Origin of the sequence: Kitasatospora purpeofusca, from assembly GCF_036010405.1 — a bacterium.
In the GTDB taxonomy this organism is placed as follows: Bacteria; Actinomycetota; Actinomycetes; order Streptomycetales; family Streptomycetaceae; genus Kitasatospora; species Kitasatospora purpeofusca.
In genome coordinates this window covers 7,538,565-7,556,658 of the sequence record NZ_CP108561.1, presented here as the reverse complement: position 1 = coordinate 7,556,658, position 18,094 = coordinate 7,538,565, and the positions used below count along the sequence as shown (strand labels likewise).

The 18,094-nt window shown below is 74.1% G+C and carries 16 protein-coding genes; 8 read left to right on the top strand and 8 right to left on the bottom strand.

Annotation, left to right across the window (positions count from 1 at the left end; translation table 11 throughout):
- Positions 1–137 precede the first annotated feature (137 nt).
- From OG715_RS33040 to OG715_RS33030, 3 genes are all read left to right on the top strand, one after another.
- Entirely contained in the window at positions 138–1,139 is a 1,002-nt protein-coding gene (locus OG715_RS33040) for an ABC transporter substrate-binding protein (protein WP_266273629.1), read from the top strand.
- Between the two features lie 154 nt (positions 1,140–1,293).
- On the top strand, positions 1,294–2,028 hold the full coding sequence (locus OG715_RS33035) for a hypothetical protein (RefSeq protein ID WP_266273631.1): 735 nt from the start codon (positions 1,294–1,296) through the stop codon (positions 2,026–2,028).
- Between the two features lie 1,040 nt (positions 2,029–3,068).
- Positions 3,069–5,159 carry a glycosyl hydrolase family 18 protein gene (locus tag OG715_RS33030; protein ID WP_266273632.1) on the top strand — a complete coding sequence of 697 codons (2,091 nt, stop codon included), beginning with the start codon at positions 3,069–3,071 and terminating at the stop codon, positions 5,157–5,159.
- Between the two features lie 245 nt (positions 5,160–5,404).
- On the opposite strand, the gene OG715_RS33025 is transcribed toward OG715_RS33030, so the two are convergent.
- The 4 genes from OG715_RS33025 to OG715_RS33010 all read right to left on the bottom strand — a co-directional run bounded on the left by OG715_RS33025 (position 5,405) and on the right by OG715_RS33010 (position 9,941).
- Positions 5,405–6,748, bottom strand: a complete 1,344-nt coding sequence (locus OG715_RS33025; protein ID WP_266273633.1) for a multidrug effflux MFS transporter — start codon at positions 6,746–6,748, stop codon at positions 5,405–5,407.
- A gap of 118 nt (positions 6,749–6,866) precedes the next feature.
- The gene (locus OG715_RS33020) at positions 6,867–7,346 is read right to left on the bottom strand and encodes a hypothetical protein (RefSeq protein WP_266273635.1); all 480 of its coding nucleotides are present in this window, start codon (positions 7,344–7,346) and stop codon (positions 6,867–6,869) included.
- A 322-nt stretch (positions 7,347–7,668) separates the two neighbouring features.
- Entirely contained in the window at positions 7,669–8,547 is an 879-nt protein-coding gene (locus OG715_RS33015) for an alkaline phosphatase family protein (protein WP_323182217.1), read from the bottom strand.
- Between the two features lie 203 nt (positions 8,548–8,750).
- A complete protein-coding gene (locus OG715_RS33010; RefSeq protein WP_266273636.1) occupies positions 8,751–9,941 on the bottom strand; it encodes an acyl-CoA dehydrogenase family protein in 1,191 nt (396 codons plus the stop codon).
- A 121-nt stretch (positions 9,942–10,062) separates the two neighbouring features.
- On the opposite strand from OG715_RS33010, the gene OG715_RS33005 reads away from it, so the two are divergent.
- Both OG715_RS33005 and OG715_RS33000 read left to right on the top strand, forming a co-directional pair.
- The gene (locus OG715_RS33005) at positions 10,063–10,659 is read left to right on the top strand and encodes a GNAT family N-acetyltransferase (protein ID WP_266273637.1); all 597 of its coding nucleotides are present in this window, start codon (positions 10,063–10,065) and stop codon (positions 10,657–10,659) included.
- Between the two features lie 58 nt (positions 10,660–10,717).
- Positions 10,718–11,053, top strand: a complete 336-nt coding sequence (locus tag OG715_RS33000; RefSeq protein WP_266273638.1) for a hypothetical protein — start codon at positions 10,718–10,720, stop codon at positions 11,051–11,053.
- 23 nt (positions 11,054–11,076) lie between these two features.
- Here the strand turns inward: OG715_RS33000 and OG715_RS32995 are convergent, their stop codons facing one another.
- Together OG715_RS32995 and OG715_RS32990 are read right to left on the bottom strand one after the other, a co-directional pair.
- Positions 11,077–11,385 carry an AzlD domain-containing protein gene (locus OG715_RS32995; protein ID WP_266273639.1) on the bottom strand — a complete coding sequence of 103 codons (309 nt, stop codon included), beginning with the start codon at positions 11,383–11,385 and terminating at the stop codon, positions 11,077–11,079.
- Positions 11,385–12,152, bottom strand: coding sequence for an AzlC family ABC transporter permease (locus tag OG715_RS32990; RefSeq protein ID WP_266273641.1), 768 nt, complete (start codon positions 12,150–12,152; stop codon positions 11,385–11,387). The genes OG715_RS32995 and OG715_RS32990 overlap by 1 nt, the downstream gene beginning before the upstream one ends.
- Positions 12,153–12,221: 69 nt before the next feature.
- Here OG715_RS32990 and OG715_RS32985 point away from each other — a divergent pair, with 69 nt between their 5' ends.
- Positions 12,222–12,827, top strand: coding sequence for a helix-turn-helix domain-containing protein (locus OG715_RS32985; RefSeq protein WP_266273643.1), 606 nt, complete (start codon positions 12,222–12,224; stop codon positions 12,825–12,827).
- A gap of 49 nt (positions 12,828–12,876) precedes the next feature.
- Here OG715_RS32985 and OG715_RS32980 read toward each other — a convergent pair whose 3' ends face one another.
- Entirely contained in the window at positions 12,877–14,799 is a 1,923-nt protein-coding gene (locus tag OG715_RS32980; RefSeq protein WP_266273645.1) for a cholesterol oxidase substrate-binding domain-containing protein, read from the bottom strand.
- 277 nt (positions 14,800–15,076) lie between these two features.
- On the opposite strand from OG715_RS32980, the gene OG715_RS32975 reads away from it, so the two are divergent.
- Both OG715_RS32975 and OG715_RS32970 read left to right on the top strand, forming a co-directional pair.
- The gene (locus OG715_RS32975; RefSeq protein ID WP_266273646.1) at positions 15,077–15,805 is read left to right on the top strand and encodes a carbon-nitrogen hydrolase family protein; all 729 of its coding nucleotides are present in this window, start codon (positions 15,077–15,079) and stop codon (positions 15,803–15,805) included.
- Positions 15,806–15,980: 175 nt separating this feature from the next.
- On the top strand, positions 15,981–17,378 hold the full coding sequence (locus tag OG715_RS32970) for a class II fumarate hydratase (protein WP_266273647.1): 1,398 nt from the start codon (positions 15,981–15,983) through the stop codon (positions 17,376–17,378).
- A gap of 98 nt (positions 17,379–17,476) precedes the next feature.
- Here OG715_RS32970 and OG715_RS32965 read toward each other — a convergent pair whose 3' ends face one another.
- On the bottom strand, positions 17,477–17,947 hold the full coding sequence (locus OG715_RS32965) for an SPW repeat protein (protein ID WP_234326073.1): 471 nt from the start codon (positions 17,945–17,947) through the stop codon (positions 17,477–17,479).
- Between the last annotated feature and the right edge of the window lie 147 nt (positions 17,948–18,094).

The following is an 18,094-nucleotide window of genomic DNA, read 5'->3' as shown; positions in this document are numbered from 1 at the left end:
CCCCTGCTTCCGGTTCCGGTTCCGGTTCCGGCCCCGCTTCGGGTATCGCCTTCGTTCCGGACCCCGGGACGCCGTTCGTTCCTTCCTGATGTGACCACCCCGAGAGGAAACCTGTCACCATGTCGACATTCACCCCAGTGAGCGGTTCCGCGACCCCGAAGCCGGCTGCGGCCCCGGTGCGGCGGACCGCCTCCGCGGCGGTCCTGGCCGTGCTCGCGCTCGCCGCGACCGCCTGCTCCTCCTCCGGCGGCGACCCGCTGGGCGGCGGCGCCTCGACCTCGGCCGCGGCCGCGGGCGGCGCGCCGACCTCGGCGGCCGGCGGCACCGGCACCTCCGCGGCGGCCGCCCCCGGCGGGACGGTCGTGGTCGGCTCCGCGAACTTCCCCGAGAACGTGCTGCTCGGCTCGATCTACTCCCAGGCGCTCCGGGCCAAGGGCGTCAAGGTCGAGGAGAAGTTCAACATCGGCAGCCGCGAGGTGCTCTACGGCCAGCTGCAGAGCGGCAGCCTCTCCGTCCTGCCCGAGTACAACGGCGCGCTGCTCGCCTACCTGGGCGGCAAGTCCGCCGACCCGACCTCGGCGGCGGTCAACGCCGAGCTGACGAAGACGCTGCCCGCCTCGCTCGGGATCCTGGAGTCCTCCCCCGCCGAGGACAAGGACACCCTGAGCATCAGCCAGGAGAGCGCCGACAAGTTCGGGCTGAAGACCATCGCGGACCTGGCCGCCAAGGCTGGCGAGTTCACCATCGGCGGTCCGCCGGAGTTCAAGTCGCGGCAGGAGCAGCCGCTGAAGGACGTCTACGGCCTGACGTTCAAGGAGTGGAAGTCGACCGGCGAGACCACGGCCAACGCCGTGAAGGACGGTTCGATCCAGGTCGGCAACGTCTTCTCGACCGATCCGAAGATCACCCAGCTGAAGCTGGTCCCGCTCGCCGACCCGAAGAACCTGTTCGGGGCCCAGAACGTCACGCCGCTGGTCAACAAGGCCAAGGTGGACGCGACGGCGACCGGTGCGCTCAACGCCGTGTCGGCGAAGCTGGACACGGCGGGGCTGCTGGCGCTGATGAAGAAGGTCGCGGTGGACAAGGAGGACCCGTCGGCGGTGGCCAAGGACTGGCTGAAGAGCAGCGGGCTGTCCTGACCTCCGGGTCGGAGGGGAGCCGCCGCGGGGCGGGACCGGTCGGGAGGACGGTCCCGCCCCGCGGCGGCTCCCGCGTTCGGAGGGCGGGGCAGGGCGGCGATCCCGGTCCCGACAGATCTTCCCTTGAAAGGCGCGGACATGACAGTGTGACAGCATGCGCACTCGCCTTCTCGCCGCCACCCTCACGGCGTTCGCCGCGGTGAGCCTCGCCGCGTGCTCCAGCTCCGGCTCGGGCTCCGGCACCACCGCGGCCGGCAGCACGGCCTCCGGCTCCCCCGGCGTGTCGGCCACCGCGACCGACTCCGGGCCCGCCCCGGTAGCCACCGACACGCCCGGCACGGGAGCCGCCGGCACGGCCGGCAGCACCGCGGGGTCCGGGCCCGGCGGGACGGCCGGCGGCTCTGCCGGAACGACCACCGGAACCACCTCGGGGGCGGGCACCGGAACGACCGCCGGGACGACAGGTTCCGCGACCGCGAACCCGCCCGCCCCGGCGGCCACCGGTCCCGCACCGGCCACCGGCGCCCCCGACGGCTCCCCGGCCCCGGCCGACCCCAACAAGCCGCCGGCCGAGCCCCCGGCCGCGCCGAAGCCGGCGCCGCCCACCGACGCGGGACTGCCCGGCAAGCCCGCCGCCGATGTCACGGCGCAGCTGGTGGCCGCCCTGGACGCGATCGATCCGGCGATCGTCGGCGGCAAGCCGGAGCAGGCCGTCGAGCGGGCCCGCACCCAGTGCCAGTCGATGTACCAGTTCCCCAAGGACCGGGCCAAGTTGATCGACCTGGCCGACCAGCGCTTCACGGATCCCGCCCATCCCCAGGGTTTCGGGGCCGCGAAGGCGGAAAAAATTATCGACGCGCTGCGCACCGTTCTCTGCCCGTCGGTCTGAGCCGGGCCCGGCGGGCCCCGATCGGCCCGGTGTCCTGAGCGCCGGGCCAGCCGTGGCCGCGCGCGACGACCACCCGCGCGGCCACGGCGCACACCTGCCACCGGCTCAGACGTAGCTCCAGGCGGTGTCCTTGTCGTCGGACGGAACGAAGTCCATGGCTCCTCCTTTCCAGGCGTAGGCGGGCATACGGGCACGAGCGTCGGCGCGGGGTGCCGGCTGGCCGGCGCACCCGCGGACGGACGCGTACAGACGGAACGGGCAACGGGGCGGCGGACGCGCCGCGCGCGCCGAACGGTGCCCCGACGGACCGGAATCCGGCCCGACCGGGTGGCGGGCACCACGACGGGCGGAGATCACCACGCGGGGGCGTCGCGGCACCGGGGCGTCACGACGTGGGAGCGTCGTCACGCGGGGGCGTCACGGCGCGAAAGGTGTTCGGGCCCACCGACGGACGCGGCGAACAGGGCGGCGGGCGGGCGGCGAGGCGAACGGACACGGTCCGGCCACCGGCCACCGGAGGTGGCGGGCGGGGACCCGGGAGCCGGGGGCTCACGCCTGCGGGCGGCAGCCGCCCTCTCTGTCGAGCTTCCAGTCGAGGTCTCGCATGACTCCGATGATGTCCGAGCGTGCGCACCGGTCACAACCGGATTGTTCGGCGGTTGACCGATCCTCGGCCAACCTCACCCCTTCGCTGACGAACTGTTAGGACTCTTGACAGACGAGTGGTCTAGTCCAACCATAGGCATGTCGATCCGACCGGGATGCACTGTGGGGGTGTGACCACCGGCGGCTGAGGCAATGCCCTGCCCTGCTCCGCTCCGCCCCCAGGCCCCGTCACGGCCCATGCGCGCGCCCACGCTCGCCGCCCGCCGTGCCCTGCGTCCTCGGGGTTTGCACACCCCCGAACACCGCCCCGCCGTACGGCCGAAAAGCTCCTCTCCCGGCCCGGCACGTCCACCCCGCGCGTCCACCGCGGACGCTTCGGCACAGCTCTGCGCGCATCACCAACGTCCTGCCCCACCACGTCTGTTGGAGAAACCATGCGTCTACCCAGAACACTCCAGGCCGCCCTGACGGCCTGTGTCACGCTCGTCGCGTCGGCCGGCCTGGTGGCCGGCGCGACGTCGGCGGGCGCGGCGCCGACCGGCCCGGCCACCGCCGGGGCCGCGGCGGCGGCGACCCCGCTCCCCACCCGGGTGTTCGCCCCCTACTTCGAGGCCTGGACCGGCGAGAGCCCGGCCACGCTGGCCGCGCAGTCCGGCGCCAAGTACCTGACGATGGCGTTCCTGCAGACCGCCACCAAGGGCTCCTGCACGCCGTACTGGAACGGCGACACCTCGCTGCCCGTCGCGCAGTCCTCGTTCGGCGCCGACTTCGCCAAGATCCGCGCCAACGGCGGCGACGTCATCCCGTCGTTCGGCGGCTACACCGCCGACACCACCGGCACCGAACTGGCCGACAGCTGCACCGACGTCAACCAGATCGCCGCCGCCTACGAGAACCTGATCACCACGTACGACATCAGCCGGATCGACCTCGACATCGAGGTCGACTCGCTGGACAACTCGGCCGGTGTCGACCGCCGCAACAAGGCGATCAAGGTGGTGCAGGACTGGGCCGCCGCCAACGGCCGGCAGATCCAGTTCTCCTACACCCTGCCGACCACCACCAGCGGCCTCGCCGCCAGCGGCCTCGCGGTGCTGAAGAACGCCGTCACCAACAACGCGAAGATCGACGTCGTCAACATGATGACGTTCGACTACTACGACAACGCCGCCCACGACATGGCGGCCGACACCCAGACCTCCGCCACCGGCCTGTACAACCAGCTGGCGAAGCTCTACCCGACCAAGACCCCGGCGCAGCTGTGGGGTTCGATCGGCATCACCGAGATGATCGGCGTCGACGACTTCGGCCCGGCGGAGACCTTCACCCTCGCCAACGCCACCACCGTCTACAACTGGGCGGTCTCGAAGGGCATCAACACGCTGTCCTTCTGGGCGCTGCAGCGCGACAACGGCAGCTGCGCCGGTGCCGCCGCCCGTGACGACTGCTCCGGAATCGCCCAGAACAAGTGGGACTTCACCAAGATCTTCGCGCCGTTCACCAGCAACACCCAGCCGGTGAACGACTTCTCGGTCGGCGTGAACCCCAACTCGGGCACCGTCGTGGCCGGTTCCTCGGCGACGGCGACCATCAGCACCGCGGTGGTCTCCGGTTCGGCGCAGAGCGTCAACCTCACCGTGAGCGGCGCCCCGGCCGGGGTCACCGCCACCGTCAACCCCGGTAGCGTGACCGCCGGTTCCCCCGCGACGCTCACCGTCGCCACCACCGCCGGGGCTGCCGCGGGCACCTACCCGCTCACCGTCACCGGCACCGCCGCCTCCGGCAGCCACACCGCCACCTACACGCTGAAGGTGTCGAGCACCCAGCCCGGCAACGACTTCTCGGTCGGCGTGAGCCCCGCCACCGGTTCGGTGACCGCCGGCTCCTCGGCGACCGCGACCGTCGGCACCACCGTGGTCTCCGGCTCGGCGCAGAGCGTCAACCTCACCGTGAGCGGCGCCCCGGCCGGGGTCACCGCCACCGTCAACCCGGGCACCGTGACCGCCGGCTCCTCGGCGACCCTCACCGTCGCCACCACCGCCGCCACCACCCCGGGCACCTACCCGCTCACGGTGACCGGCACCGCCGCCTCCGGCAGCCACAGCAGCACCTACACGCTGACCGTCACCGGCGTCACCCCGCCCGGCGCGATCGTGAACGGCGGCCTGGAGACCGGCAGCCTCGGCCCGTGGACCTGCCAGACCGGCGGCAGCGTGGTGAGCACCCCGGTCCACTCCGGCTCGTACGCGCTCCAGGCGGCGGCCACCGCCTCCCAGAACGGCCAGTGCTCGCAGACCGTCACCCTGGCGCCCAACAAGGCCTACACCCTGACCGGCTGGGTCCAGGGCAGCTACGCCTACGTCGGCGTGAGCGGCGGCGCCACCGGCTCCACCTGGACCAGCGCCTCCGGCTGGACCAAGCTCAGCGTCCCGTTCACCACCGGCGCCTCCGGGACCGTCACCGTCTACCTGCACGGCTGGTACGGCCAGGGCAGCGTCTACGGCGACGACTTCTCGATCGCCTGACGGTCCCGACGGTCGGACCGGACGCGCGGGCGGGAGGTACTGAAGGGCGGATGACGGCCACCGGCTGAACGCCGCCGTCGGGTACTCGTCCGCCGGCCGACCCCGCCCCACTCCCCCGCCGGGGTGCCACGACAACTGGTCGTGGCACCCCGGCGGACTCCGTTCAGCGGCCCTCCGGCGACCGGGAACGGACGGGCGGGGAAGGACCCGGCGGGGAACGGCCGGAACGGGAACGGCCGGAACGGCTACGCCGCGGCCGGCTCCGTCGCGTCGGCCGGGGCGGTCCGCGCGGGCCGCAGGAGCAGCAGGTAGGACGCCGCGGAGAGCACCGAGCAGCTGAGCACGACGACCGCGAGCAGCACCGCCGACGGGCTGCCGCCCAGGCTGCTGAGCGGGGCGACCACGGCGCCGCAGAGGAAGGTGCCGGTGCCGAGGAGCGCGGAGGCGGAACCGGCGGACTGCGGGGCGACCAGGCTCAGCGCGCGGGCGGCCGAGTTCGGCAGCACCATGCCGAGGCTGGCCATCATCACGAACAGCGAGGCGCACACCGCGACCAACCCGAGGTCCCAGACCGCGGTGACCAGGACCAGGGACACCCCGGCGGCGATCATCACCGCGAGGCCCGTACGCATCAGCGCCCCGGCGGTGAAGCGGGGCGCGAGGACCCGCCCGTTGAGCTGGGTGGCGCCGACGATCGCCACCGAGTTGAGCCCGAACAGCAGGCTGTAGGTCTGCGGCGACACGTGGTAGACGTGCTGGAGCACCACCGAGGAGCCGCTGATGTAGCCGAACAGCGCGCCGAAGGCGAAGGTGCTGGTCAGCAGCAGCCCCAGGAACGGCATGTCGCGCAGCAGCCCGCCCATGGTGCGCAGGGTGCCGCTCAGGCCGCCGCCGCGCCGGGCGGAGGGCGGGAGGGTCTCGCGCAGGGCGGCGAAGGCCACCAGGGTGAGCAGGAGGCCGAGGGCGGCCAGTGCGCCGAAGGTGCCGCGCCAGGAGGTGAAGCGCAGCATCTGGGCGCCGAAGAGCGGCGCGAGGATCGGGGCCAGGCCGGATATCAGGGTGATCGAGGCGAGGAAGCGGATCATCGCGACGCCCTCGAAGCGGTCGCGGGCGACGGCCCGGCCGATGACCAGTCCGGCGGCGCCCGCGGCGCCCTGGACGAAGCGTGCCGCGATCAGCGTGGTCAGGTCGGGCGCGATCACGCAGACGATGCTGGCGAGGGTGTAGACGACGAGTCCGGCGAGCAGGGGCGGACGGCGGCCGAAGCGGTCGCTGAGCGGTCCGAAGATCAGCTGCCCGGCGGCCACCCCGAACATCGAGAAGGTGAGGGTGAGCTGGACGGCGGCCGGTTCGGCGACGAGGTCGTCGGCGATCGCGGGCAGACCGGGCAGGTAGAGGTCGGTGGTGAGGGGGCCGAGGGCGACCAGTCCGCCGAGGACGACGATGGCGGCGCGGCCGGTCGCGCCGGCGGCGTCCGCAGGGGTCCCCGCGGCGTCGGCGGCGGTCCCGGCGGCGTCGGCGGGGGTGGCGGCGGGTGAGGCGGGGGCGGTCGACGTGTCACCGGCAGAGCCGGCGGTCGGACCAGGCATGGGGCTCCTCTCGGAACGAGCACGGCGATCGTGCTCGCTCCGTCCTACCCCAGCGCCCCTGGCCACCGACAGCCGGGGCGGCCGCCCGGCCCATTTCGCCACCGGCCGGGAGCCCGCGTCAGCGCGGGAGGCGCTCGGCGCGGAGCGCGGCCTGCACGGCGGCGCCGTCCTGCCACGCGTAGAGCTGGTTGCCGTTCAGGGTGACCTTGTAGTGGCCGCAGGAGCCGGTGACCTTGGAGGTGATCCCCTCCGGGAACCAGCCCGCCTTGAGCGTGACCGGTGCCAGGTGGTTGCCCTTGGCGGTCGCGGTGGTCGTGCAGCCGGCGGGCAGCCGCCCCTCGGGGACGGTGGCGCGCAGCAGGCGGTCGTCGCCGGTGGTGGACATCAGGTAGCGGACCGAGGAGGCGTTGTCGGGCAGCCAGGTCGGCATCGAGCGGCGGTCGGCCTTGGCCTCGCTGCCGCTGGCGTAGGTGGCCTGCTCCTGGTGCCGGCCGTCGTACCACTCGGCGACCCTCGGCCCGACCGCCACAGTGGCGACGGCGGCGGCCATGCCCGTACCGACCAGTCCGATGGCGATCTTCCCCGCGATGCCGTTCATGCCCGTGTGTCCTCTCCCGCGCCCTGCTGATCCGCGTCCGCTCCCGTGCACCCCGTCGGGGCCGGGAGCGGCTCCCCGTTGTCTTCCATCCTGGCGGGCACCGGGGGCCCTGACGTCACCAGGAGGTCTTGATCCACCGCCGTCCTCGGGGGGTACGACCTCCACCTTGAGAGGTACACGGGCGCGACCGTTCTCGGGGTTCACCCCGGACGAGCCTGGCCCGGGGCCGGTCGGCGCGCAGCCTGGCCGGGGCCGCCCGGGTGCCGTGACGGCGTGTCGCTCACCCGGACGCCGGACGGTCCGCACCCGGGCGACGGTGGGGTCAGGCCGCGGCCGTCGCGGGCACGGCGACCGGGAAGGGCCGGCCGTCCAGGGTCCAGTGCGGGTCGATCGGCCGGCCGAGGGCGGCGTAGACCTGGGCCGCGACGTCGGGGTGGCGGATCTCCCCGGTGGGCGGCGCGGCGGGGATGCCCGGGCCGGCGCAGGCCACCCAGGCGGTGCGCTCCTCGACGGTCCGCCCGCCGTGGCCGCCGACGTCCACGTGGCCGTGGTCGGTGACGACGATGACCGTCCAGGCCTCCTCGGCGTGGCCGGGCCGGGCGCGGACCGCGTCCAGGAGCCGGCCGAGCCGCTCGTCGGCGGCGCGCATCGAGGCGCGGTACTCCTCGCCGCAGCCGAGGAAGTGGGCGGTCTCGTCGACGGCGCCGAGGTAGACGAAGGAGGCTTCCGGGTCCGCGTCGCGCAGCACGTCGACGGCCTCCCGGGTGACCTCCTCGTCGACGACCTCCCAGGCCTCGGGGGTGTCCTCGGCGGGGGCGACGTAGCAGAGGCGGCCGGGCGCGCGGAACAGCGGTCCGCCGGACTCGCCGATCACCAGCGGGTCCCAGCCGGCCGCGACGAAGGTGCGGCGCCGGTCGCCCCGGGCCAGCCGGGTGGTGAAGTCCGGGAAGACGTCGAGCCGGTTGCCGCCGAGGTGGTTGCCCCAGACGCCGTGCTTGGCGGGCTCCACGCCGGTCACGATGGTGGCCCAGCACGGTCCGGACATGGTGGGCGTGGACTCCGCCACCGTCACGGGCGCCAGGAAGCCGGCCTCCGCGACCTCCGCGAGCCTCGGCATCGGGACCTGCTCCAGCAGGTCGTACCGGACGCCGTCGATCCCGACGACGAGGACCCGGGGGCGCGGCAGCAGCGGTACGGACATGAGCGGGGCGGTTCCTTTCACGGTGCGGGTGCCGACCGTGCCCGCACCGGGGCGGACGGCGGCGACCTGGCCATGCTCCACGGCCCGCCGAACCGCGAGGTTGCCTCCCGGACAACGCGGGATGTCCTGGCCGTGTCCGAACGACGCCGGCCGACCGGTGACGGCCCACCTGCCGTCACCGGTGGGCCGTCACGGCGGGCCGGTCACTGGTACGCGGACTCGCCGGTGATCGCCTCGCCGAGGATCAGGGTGTGGATCTCGCTGGTGCCCTCGTAGGTGAGGACCGACTCCAGGTTGTTGGCGTGCCGCAGGACCGGGTACTCGGTGGTGATGCCGTTGGCGCCGAGCACGGTGCGGGCGCTGCGGGCGATCTCCAGCGCGGCCCGGACGTTGTTGAGCTTGCCGAAGCTGACGTGGGCCGGGCGGGCCGCGCCCTCGTCCTTGAGGCGACCGATCCGCAGGGCGACCAGGTAGGCCTTCTCGACCTCCAGCATCATCTCGACCAGCTTCTGCTGGGTGAGCTGGAACCCGGCGATCGGGCGGCCGAACTGGACCCGGCTCTTCGCGTAGTCGAGGGCGGCGGTGTAGCAGTCGCGGGCGGCGCCGACGGTGCCCCAGAGGATGCCGTAGCGGGCCTCGTTGAGGGAGGACAGCGGTCCGCGCAGTCCGGTGACGCCGGGCAGGACGGCGTCGGCCGGCAGCACCACCTCGTCGAAGGCGAGCTCGCTGGTCACCGAGGCGCGCAGGGACAGCTTGCCGTGCACGTCGGTGACGGTGAAGCCGGGCATGCCGGGTTCGACGAGGAAGCCGCGGACGCCGTCCTCGGTCCGAGCCCAGACCACCGCGACGTCGGAGAGGGAGCCGTTGGTGATCCACATCTTGGAGCCGGAGAGCACCCAGTCCGCGCCCTCGCCGGCGCCCTTGCGGCGGGCTCGGGTGCGCATGTTGGCGGGGTCGGAGCCGAAGTCCGGTTCGGTGAGGGCGAAGCAGCCGATCAGTTCGCCGGCGGCGAGGCCGGGCAGCCAGCGCTGCTTCTGCTCCTCCGAGCCGAACGCGTGGATGGAGCGCATCGCCAGCGAGCCCTGGACGGAGACGAAGCTGCGCAGGCCCGAGTCGGCGGCCTCCAGTTCCATGCAGGCGACCCCGTAGGCGACGGCGGTCGAGCCGGCGCAGCCGTAGCCGTCGAGGTGCATGCCCAGGACGCCGAGGGCGCCGAGTTCGGGGGCGAGTTCGCGGGCGGGGAAGACCCCGCGCTCGAACCAGTCGCCGATGTGCGGGCGGATCCGGTCCTCGGTGAACTTCCGCACGGTGTCGCGGACGAGCCGCTCCTCGTCGGTGAGCAGGTCACCGACGGCGAGCAGGTCGGCCGGGTCGATCCTGGTCGGCTTCGCCATTGAAGCTCCTTGTAGTCTCGGCGGCGCGAACCGGGTCGCGGCGTCTGGACCGGTCGCGGCGTTGGGTACCGGTGAGTATCGCGCACCGGCCCCCGGGACCGTCGGGAACGAGGGAGTGAGCATGTACACAGTCCGGCCGGTGACGGCGGAGGAACTGCTCGGCGCGGCCGAGCGGCTGGGCGGGCTGCTCGCGGACAGCGTCGACGGCGGCGCCTCCGTCGGCTTCCTCGCTCCGCTCGACCCCGGTGCGGCGGCCGACTGGTGGCGGGCGCTGGCCCCGGAGGTCGGGGCGGGGCGGCTGCTGGTCTGGGTCGCGTACCCGGAGGCGGGTGCGGGCGCAGGCGCGGGCGCGGGCGCGGGTGCGGGCACCGACGCGGGTCGGCGGATCGCGGGGACGGTGCAGCTCCGGCCGGCGTCGACCGCCAACGGCCGGCACCGGGCGGAGGTGGCCAAGTTGATGGTCCACCGGGCGGACCGGGGCCACGGTCTGGCCGGCCGGCTGCTGGCGGCCCTGGAGGAGGAGGCCGTCGGACGCGGGATCCGGACCCTGGTGCTCGACACCGAGACGGACAGCCCCGCCGAGCGCCTGTACGCGGCGGCGGGCTGGACCAGGGTCGGCACGGTGCCGGACTTCGCGACCGACCCGGCGGGGGTGCCGCACGCGACGAGCATCTACTTCAAGGCGCTGGCGGCGGCCGCCCACTCCCCTGGGCGCTGAGCGGTCTCGTCGCTACGATGACCGCTTTCGCACACGGACGAGTGACAAGGGGTGGACCGTGGGACGTTGGGCCGTGGTGGTCGAGGAGACCGAGGGCATCGGGGACGACCGGATCTGGGGCAGCAAGGTGCTCGCCGAGGTGACGGGCACCCGGGAGGACGCCGTCGCCGAACTGCGGCGGCTCGTCCCGACCTACACGCCGCAGCACCCGTTCAACGCCCGGCGGCGCCGACTGCTGCGGGACGGCGACAGCTACCTGCTGATCCTTCAGGGGAGCATGCGGGACTACCACTGCGTGTTCAAGGTGTGGGAGCTGCTGTGGGACAGCAAGCACCCGGAGGTGCAGCAGGAGCGGCTCGCGGCGGCCCAGGCCGGGGAGGCGGAGGCCGGCTGACGCCGGTGCCGGCCGGCGGGGGTTCAGGCGACGCCGCACAGCCGGAGCACCGCCGTGGTCGCGGCGGCCGCGACCACCACGAGCGGGAACGGCGCGCGCCGCAGCGCGAGGACGCCCGCGACCAGGACGCCGGCCGGGCGGGCCCAGCCGGCGAAGTCGCGGCCGTCGGTGAGCGCGCCGGTCGCGACCAGGGCGACGAGCAGGACGGCGGCGGCGACGGCGAGCAGGTGGCGCAGCCGGTCGGAGACGGTGAGCCGGCCGCCGAGCAGGGGGCCGGCCAGCCGGAACGCGTAGGTGCCGGCGGCGAGCAGGAGGACGGCGAGCAGGGACATCAGTGGACCTCCTCGGCGAGCGGGCGGGGCTCGCCCTCGCCCTCGGCAGCGGAAGCGGTGGCAGTGGAAGCGGCACCAGCGGCGGCGGCACCAGCGTCGGCGGCCGGGCGGCCCGCGAACAGCAGCCCGGCCAGGGCGAGCAGCACCGACAGGCCGGCCGGGACGAACGGGGTGGCGGCCACGGCGACGGCGGCGCCGGTCAGGGCGGCGGTGCGGGTGCGGCGGTCGGTGAGCGAGGGCAGCACGAGCGCGAGCAGGACGGCGGGGAAGGCCGCGTCCAGCCCGAGCGCGTCGGTGTCGCCGATCAGCCCGCCGGCCAGCGCGCCGGCCAGGACGGAGGCGTTCCAGATGAGGAACAGCGCGAGGCCGCACACCCAGTACGCGGCCCGGCGCCTCTTCGGGTCGGGCTGGAGCAGGGTGAAGGCGACGGACTCGTCGGTGAGCAGCTGCGCGCCGAGCAGCCGCCGCCACAGCGGGCCGTCGAGGGCGTCCGCGACGGTGAAGCCGAAGGGCAGCAGCCGGGCGTTGAGGACGAGGCCGGTGACCACGGCGGCGAGCACGCCGCCGCCGGAGAGCACGATGCCGACGGCGGCGAACTGCGAGCCCCCGGCGAAGACGAGGACGGACATGGCGACCGGCACCCAGAGCGGGAGGCCGCCGGAGACGGAGATCGCCCCGAACGAGGCGCCGACCAGGGCGTCCGCGAGGCACACCAGGGCGATGTCGCGGAGGGTGGCACGTTCGAGGGTTCGGAGGAGCGAACGCATGTCCAGTAGAGTGAACCCCAACGGTGTCGTTCGTCAAGGCGAACGCCTGGACCTGTGGAGCGAACGCGGATGAGTGGAAGCAACAGCGGACCCGGCCCCGGATCCACCTCCGGCCCCGGCGCCGCCGGGAACGAGCTGATCGGGCTGATCTCGGCGTCGATCCGGCGCGAGCGCGAACGCGCCGGACTGTCGATGGCCGAGCTGGCCCGCCGGGCCGGAATCGCCAAGTCGACGCTCTCCCAGCTGGAGTCGGGCGTCGGCAATCCGAGCGTCGAGACCCTGTGGGCGCTCGGCGTCGCGCTGGACGTGCCGTTCAGCCGGCTGGTCGACCCGCCGCGCCCGGTGGTCCGGGTGGTGCGGGCCGGCGAGGGCCCGGTCACCCACTCCGAGCGGGCCGACTACGCCGCGACCCTGCTCGCCTCCTGCCCGCCCAACGCCCGGCGCGACATCTACCGGATCGAGGCCGAGCCGGGCGAGACCCGGGCCTCCGACCCGCACATGCCGGGCACCGTCGAGCATGTGCTGCTGGGCGCCGGACGGGCGCTGGCCGGTCCGACCGGGGCGCCCGTCGAGCTGGGCCCGGGCGACTACGTGAGTTACCCGGGCGACGCCCCGCACGTGTTCCGGGCCCTCGCGCCGGGCACCCTCGCGGTGATCGTGATGGAGCACGTCTGAGGCCGCCCGGCGGGCCCGGCCGCCGGCCGGTCGACCTGGGCCAGAGGGCCTAGTGCTTCAACAGCCGGTCCAGGAACGGGTTGCCGAACACCCGGTGCGGGTCGTGGCGGTCCAGGACGGTGACCGCCTCGTCCCAACCGGCTCCGCCGCCCGCGCGGTGGCTGGCGGGAATGACCCGGTCCAGCATGTCCGCGTCGGCCCAGGCGGCGTCCTCGGTGTAGGCCCAGCCCTTGGACCACTCGACCCGCAGACCGGCCCGGGTGCCGTCGAAGGAGCGCAGCAGGCCCTGTTCGAGGTCCCGGGCGAAGCGGTTCAGCCCGGGGGTGCCGGGGAAGCCGAGCACGTCGAGCCAGACCGCGGTGTCCCACTCGGGCCGGTCGGGGCGCGGGCGCAGCGCGGAGAGCAGCGGCGGCCGGGCGCCGGGCACCCCGGAATGCGCCGGGTCGTCCGTGCCGGTGACCCGGATCTCCACCGCGCCGTTCACCGGGAACTCGCCGCGGGACCGGTAGTCGTCGAGCAACCGCCGGTACAGGTCGGCGAATTCGGCCACCACCCACTGGAGGTCGGCGCGCCGGGCGAGGACCGCGTAGCCGTTCGCGGTGACCCGCAGGGTGGTCGGGCGGACGTACTGGAGCAGGGTGCGGGAGGGGCCCCAGAGGTCGGAGTGCAGGCCGCCGGCGAGCAGGTGGGTGAGCACCTCGCCGGTGAGCAGGTCGCGGATCAGTCCGCCGGAGAGCAGTACGTCGGTGATGTCCCCGGTGAGACCGATCTTGGCGATCAGGTACTGGAGTTGGCCGAACAGAGGGGCGGATCCCCAGGCTCCGGCGAGGAGTTGGCCGGCCAGCCAGGCAATGGGTTCCGGGATCGAGTCCGAGAACGGGTAGTTGTAGGGCTCGTCGACGGCGCGGGAGCCGAACGGGCGGTTCGGGGCGATGCTCCAGGTCTTCAGCCACGGCCGGTCGGTGTAGGCGAACCAGATCGCCTCGGCCCGGCCGTCGCGGTCGACGAAGTCGGCGAAGGTGCGGGGGCGGGAGAGGCCGCCGAGCCCGGTCGTGGTGCCGGGGCGGGCGAAGAGCTCGGTGGCGGGGATGTCCAGCCGGCTGACGCAGCGCAGCGGGCGGTCGGCGCCGGCCCGGAGGACCACCTCGGTGACGAAGGCCCGGCCGAGGTGGACCAGGAAGGCGGCGCTGTCCGCCTCCGACCGGTCGAAGGTCCGCAGGGTGTAGCGGTCGGTGGCCGGGTCGAGGACGACGGCGGTCAGCCGGGTCACCTGGTTGCTGACCGAGCCGTAGCCGTGTCCGTCGGCGCGCAGTTCGCCTGCGGCGGGGACGGCGGTGCCGTGGCCGCCGATCGCGAGCACGCCGCCGACGGTGAGTTCGCCGGGGGCGGGGACGGCGGTGAGGCCGAGGCCCCGGTCGGCCAGGTGGGCGAGCAGCGCCTCCATGGTGGCGCCGGTCTGGGCGCGGACGGTGGTGGGCGAGTCGGCGGTGACGGCGGTGAGGTGGCGGGTGGTGTCGAGCAGCAGCACCCGGGCCGCCTCGGGGGTCCCGTCGGCGACGGTGAGCGGTGCCCAGGTGTGCCGGTACCCCTGGGCGCGCAGGCGCCAGCCGTGGGCGCGGGCCCAGTCGGCGAGCGCCGGGACCTCCTCGGGGGTGCGCGGGGTGCAGGTCCAGAGCTGGTCGGTGCCGATCTCGCCGGACCAGTTCCGGTAGACACGCTGGAACAGTTCGGTGCCGGCGGGCAGGTCGGGCGGGACGGAGGCGTCGGCCCGGGCGCTGTCCGGGCCGACGGTGCCGCTCACCAGCCAGCCGGTGGTGCCGAGCGCGGCGGAGAGGCCGAGGAGACGGCGGCGGCTCAGGCTGCGGTCGCCCGGCTCCCCGGCCGCCGGGTCGGGGGCGGCGCCGTCGGCCGGGCCCTGTCCGTCGTGCTGCCGGTGGTGCCCATGGTGCTGGTGGTCCGGTGCTGCCGTCATGCCCGCCCCTGTGTCCTGTTGTCCGGTGGACTCGTGTCCAGTGAGATCGGGTCCGGTGGACCCGTGTCCGACGGACGCGCGTCCGGTGTCTCCCCCGATTCCGGGTGAGCGTACGAAGCAGCCGCCGGGGTGCCCCGCCCCGGCTCGTGATCTTCACTCGAAGTAATGAACCTTGCCGGATTTCCCGGTGGGCTCGTAGGTTGATCGTGATCGCCGTCCCCGCACTCCCGCCGTCCCCGCGCTCCCGCCGTCCCCGCACTTCTCCGGAGGCCCCACCGTGCCCGCGCCCGCGCCCCTCACCGTCGCCGTCGCCCAGCCCGCCTGCGCCGAGCCGGGTCGCCCCGACACCGTCGCGGTCAACGTCGAGCGCCACGCCGCCGCCGTCCGGGAGGCCGGCGCCGCCCGGCTGGTGGTCTTCCCCGAGCTCTCCCTCACCGGCTACGACCTCGCCGCGCCCTCGGTCGACCCGTCCGACGAGCGCCTCGCGCCGCTGGTCGCCGCCTGCGCCGCGACCGGTGCCACCGCCCTGGTCGGCGCGCCGGTGACCGACCCCGACGGCCGCGACTACATCGCCACCCTCGCCGTCACCGGCGCGGGCGCCTCGGTCGCCTGCCGCAAGACGAACCTCTACGGGAGCGAGCCCGAGCGCTTCGCCGCCGCCGAGCGGCCCGCCCTGCTGGAGCTGGACGGCTGGCGGCTGGGCCTGGCGATCTGCGCCGACGCCGCCGACCCCGGGCACGCCGAGCGGCTGGTCGGGCTCGGCGCCGAGGCGTACGTCGCCTCCACCTTGTACGGGGCGGGCCCGGAGGCGCTGGCCACCAAGGCGGCCCGCTACCCGGCCCGGGCGGCGGACAACGGCGTCTGGGTGGTGCTGGCGACCGCCGCCGGGCCGAGCGGGGAGTTCGACGCCAGCTCGGGCGGCTCGGGCGTCTGGGCCCCGGACGGCGGCGAGGTCGTCAAGGCGGGCACCGGGACGGGCGAGGTGGTGACCGCCGTCCTGGGGTAGTCACAAGCGTCGGGCACAGTGCCCGGGTCCGCGTCCGCGTCCGCCCCGGAAATACCCCGGGCCGGCGCGCGGCTGTGGTCAGCGGAAGCCGAACCCGGCCGGAGCGGGGACCCTGGATCCGCAGGGGTCCCCGGCCCCCGGTCCGACCGGGACCGTTCAGGAGGTGCAGCGCACGATGGGTGACGAGCAGTACCGGATCGAGCACGACTCGATGGGCGAGGTGCGGGTACCGGCCGCCGCCAAGTGGCAGGCGCAGACGCAGCGCGCGGTGGAGAACTTCCCGGTGTCCGGCCAGCGGCTGGAGCCGGCGCACATCGCCGCGCTGGCGCGGATCAAGGCCGCCGCCGCGCGGGTCAACGCCAGGCTGGGCGTCCTGGACGAGGAGACCGCCGGGGCGATCGTGTCCGCCGCCGAGGAGGTCGCGGCGGGCCGCTGGGACGGCGAGTTCCCGGTCGACGTGTTCCAGACCGGCTCGGGCACCTCGTCCAACATGAACGCCAACGAGGTGATCGCCACCCTGGCCGGCGAGCGCCTCGGCCGGCCGGTCCACCCCAACGACCACGTCAACGCCAGCCAGTCGTCCAACGACGTGTTCCCGTCCTCGATCCACATCGCCGCCACGGCCGCCGTCAGCCACGACCTGATCCCCGCGCTGGAGCACCTGGCCGAGGCGCTGGAGCGCAAGGCGGCGGAGTTCGCGGGCGTGGTCAAGGCCGGCCGGACGCATCTGATGGACGCCACCCCGGTCACCCTGGGGCAGGAGTTCGGCGGCTACGCGGCGCAGGTCAGGCACGGACGGGAGCGGCTGCTGGCCACCCTGCCCCGGGTCGCCGAACTCCCCCTCGGCGGCACCGCGGTGGGCACCGGCATCAACACCCCGCCCGGCTTCGCGGCGGCGGTGATCGAGGAGGTCGCGCGGGCCACCGACCTGCCGCTGACCGAGGCCCGCGACCACTTCGAGGCGCAGGGCGCGCGGGACGGCCTGGTCGAACTGAGCGGCCAGCTGCGCACCGTGGCGGTCGGGTTCACGAAGATCGCGAACGATCTGCGGTGGATGGGCTCGGGCCCGCGCACCGGCCTCGGCGAACTGAACCTCCCCGACCTCCAGCCCGGCTCCTCGATCATGCCGGGCAAGGTGAACCCGGTCCTGCCCGAGGTGGTGCTGATGGTCTCCGCCCAGGTGATCGGCAACGACGCGACCGTGACGGTGGCCGGGGCGAGCGGGAACTTCGAGCTCAACGTGATGCTGCCGGTGATCGCCCGCAACGTCCTGGAGTCGGTCCGGCTGCTCGCCAACAGCGCCCGGCTGCTGGCCGACCGGGCTGTGGACGGCATCACCGCCAACGTCGAGCGGGCCCGGGAGTACGCGGAGTCCTCGCCCTCGGTGGTCACGCCGCTGAACCGGTACATCGGCTACGAGGAGGCGGCCAAGGTCGCCAAGCAGGCGCTGGCGGAGCGCAGGACGATCCGCCAGGTGGTCCTGGAGCGCGGGTACGTCGAGCAGGGGCTGCTCACGGTCGGGCAGTTGGACGAGGCCCTGGACGTGCTGCGGATGACCCGGCCCCAGCAGTGAGGCACACGCACTGAGACACACGCACCGAGGCACGCGCCCGGGGCGCGGAACGGCGGGCCCGCCGTTCCGCGCCCCGGGTTCCGGGCTTCCGTCGGACGTCAGCTCTTCGCTCGGCCGGCCCGGCCGAGTCGCATCGCGGCTCCGTTCGACGTCATGGTGGCCATCGAGATGGCGGCGAGCCCCAGCAGGAACATGACGCCGCCCGCGATCATGCAGGTCACGATGTTCTTGCCCCGGTTCACCTCGCCCGAGACGACCCACGGGGACACGAACGTCCACGCGCCGAGCAGGGTCGCGGCCCAGGCCCGTGCGTGTGTGCGCTCGTACGCCGAGCCGTAGCCGGCCATCAGTACGCAGTAGGCGATGCCGACGATCAGGCAGGTGACCGTCAGCGTGCTGAAGGCGGTGAAGCCGACGATCCACGGCGAGGCCGCCAGGAACAGACCGGCCAGGACGGCCAGGGCCTCGACGGCCTGGGCCCGTGGGGTCAGAGTGACCCGCTCGTAGTGCTCCCGGAGTTCGACGATGTCCGGATGGTGCTCCATGCCCATCGGGATCTGGGTAGACACCGATACCACCTCCTAGTGCTGGAACATGGAGGGCGCAAGCCCAGTACCATTCTGGCGCCGTTGGACCGTTTTGCACCTTTTCGCCGTGGAAGCTACCCTGCCCACCCGCCGGTCCGCCCCCTCCGCCCGACCGGGTGACCTCCGTCT